The sequence below is a fragment of the Mesorhizobium sp. M1A.F.Ca.IN.022.07.1.1 genome (assembly GCF_003997575.1).
In the GTDB taxonomy this organism is placed as follows: Bacteria; Pseudomonadota; Alphaproteobacteria; order Rhizobiales; family Rhizobiaceae; genus Mesorhizobium.
The window spans coordinates 1-2291 of the sequence record NZ_RZST01000552.1 but is presented as its reverse complement, the minus strand read 5'-3'; the positions used below and the strand labels follow the sequence as shown (position 1 = coordinate 2291).

Genomic DNA, 2291 nt, shown 5'->3' with positions numbered 1-2291 from the left:
TCGCCGCGCTTCCAGGCAAGCAGCGGACCAAACGGCACGATGGCGAGCAGCGGCAGCATCAGCGGGCCGAACGTCAGGTCGAAGAAGGGCGCGCCGACCGAGATCTTGGCGCCGGTGATGGCCTCAAGCGCCAGCGGGTAGAGCGTGCCGACGAGCACCGTCGCGGTCGCCGTGGTCAGGAACAGATTGTTGAGCACGAGCGCGCCTTCGCGCGAGATCGGCTGGAACAGGCCACCTGCGGTCAGGGTGGAAGCGCGCAGCGCAAACAGCGCCAGCGAGCCGCCGATGAACAGCGTCAGGATGCAGAGGATAAAGACGCCGCGCGCCGGATCGGTGGCGAAGGCATGCACGGAAGTCAGCACGCCAGAGCGGACAAGAAAGGTGCCGAGCAGCGACAGCGAGAAGGTGAGGATGGCAAGCAGCAGCGTCCAGATCTTCAGCGCCGAGCGCTTTTCCATGACGATTGCCGAATGGAGGAGCGCCGTGCCGGCGAGCCAGGGCATGAAGGAAGCGTTCTCGACGGGGTCCCAGAACCAGAAGCCGCCCCAGCCAAGCTCGTAATAGGCCCAATAGGAGCCCATGGCGATGCCGCCGGTCAAAAACATCCAGGCGACCAGCGTCCAGGGCCGCACCCAGCGCGCCCAGGAGGCGTCGATGCGGCCTTCGATCAGGGCTGCGACCGAGAAGGAGAAGCAGATCGAGAAACCGACATAGCCGAGATAGAGCAGCGGCGGATGGATGGCGAGGCCGAGGTCCTGCAGGATCGGGTTGAGATCGCGGCCCTCGATCGGCGCCGGGTTCAGCCGGATGAAGGGATTGGACGTCGCCAGGATAAACAGGAAGAAGGCGGCGCCGATCATGCCTTGCACGGCCAGAACATTGGCTTTGAGCGTCGCTGGCAAGTTGGAACCGAAGACAGCGACGAGCGCGCCGAAGAAGGTCAGGATCAGCACCCAGAGCAGCATCGAGCCTTCGTGGTTTCCCCAGGTGCCGGTGATCTTGTAGATCATCGGCTGCAGCGAATGGGAGTTTTCCCAGACGCTCGCCACCGAGAAATCGGAGCCGGCATAGGCGGTGGCAAGAGCGGTGAAGGACAGCGCGGTCAGCGCAAAGCCGGTGACCGCGACCGGGCCGCCGACCGCCATCAGCCGCTGGTTGCCGGTGCGGGCGCCGACCAACGGCACCAGCATCTGCACCAGCGACAGCGCGAAGGCGAGGACGAGCGCGAAATGTCCGGTCTCAACCATTATTGGCTCTTGCTCTCCTGCCACACGCCCTTGGCTTTCAAGCGGTCGGCGACTTCCTTGGGCATATAGCGCTCGTCGTGCTTGGCTAAAACGCTATCGGCAACGAAGACGCCGTCCGGGCCGAAAGCGCCTTCGGTGATGACCCCCTGCTCCTCGCGGAAGAGGTCGGGCAGGATGCCGGTATAAGTGACCTTGACCGATTTCTGCATGTCGGTGACCGAAAAGGCGACGGTCGCGCCCTGACCGCGAACGATGGTGCCTTTTTCGACGAGCCCGCCAAGGCGAATGCGCTGTCCGGGCTGGACGGTTGCGGCGGCGAGGTCGGCGGGCATGTAGAAATACGAAGCCTTCTGGCCGAGCGCGTAGAAGGTAAGACCGGCAGCAGCGCCGAGGAAGGCCAACCCTGCGAGGATCACCGACAATCGCTTCTGCTTGCGCGTCATGGCCTACTCCGTCGCCGTCACGCCGAGGGAGGCGGCAAAGGCGGTGAATTTCTTGGCCTGCTCGCTGTCGGCGCCGAAGACGGCAACCGCGCGGCCGAGCGCGTCGCGCGCCCGGTCGGCCTTGCCGAGCACGACATAGGAACGAATGAGCCGCATCCACCCTTCCTCGTCGCGCGGATTTTGTTTCAGCCGGTCGTCGAGGCTGGCGACCATGGTCTCGATCATTGCCTGCCGGTCCTGCGGCGCCATCTGCCGCGCCGCCTCGACCTGCCCGGCATCCGGGCCGGTCGCCGGCTTGCCTGCCGCCGCCGGCGGCTCGGCCGTTTCGGCGAGCGCCTGCTGGACGGCGCGGCGCCAGGGCGAATCGGGCGCAAGCTGACCGAGCATCTTTTGCCAAGCGGCGGCGGCTTCCGCCTTCCTGCCTTCCTGGGCCAGGCCCATCGCCAGATAGAAATTGGCCTTGGCGTTGGCGGGATCGAGCTTCAAGGCCGCGTCGAAGGCGCCCTGAGCCTCGGCCGTGACGATCCCGCCGGCCGCGTTGGCGATCGCCTCGCCCAGCCCGGCCTGACGCACGGCGCTGTCGCCGTCGAGCCGGATGGCG

General features: G+C 66.1%; 2 protein-coding genes and 1 pseudogene. All 3 read right to left on the bottom strand.

Translation table 11 applies throughout. The annotated features are described in order from the left end of the window. Nucleotides 1-1247, bottom strand: a 1247-nt coding sequence (locus EOA75_RS32025; protein WP_164747721.1) for a heme lyase CcmF/NrfE family subunit, incomplete at its 3' end; no start/stop codon positions are given. Continuing rightward, a complete protein-coding gene (gene ccmE, locus EOA75_RS32020) occupies nt 1247-1690 on the bottom strand; it encodes a cytochrome c maturation protein CcmE (RefSeq protein WP_127326081.1) in 444 nt (147 codons plus the stop codon). The genes ccmE and EOA75_RS32025, both read right to left, overlap by 1 nt. A 3-nt stretch (nt 1691-1693) precedes the next feature. Further along, nucleotides 1694-2291, bottom strand: a pseudogene (locus tag EOA75_RS32015) (c-type cytochrome biogenesis protein CcmI); the annotation flags it as partial.

Excerpts from the sequence above, each read along its gene's own strand:
- ccmE (WP_127326081.1), bottom strand. The coding sequence starts at position 1,690 with ATGACGCGCAAGCAGAAGCGATTGTCGGTGATCCTCGCAGGGTTGGCC.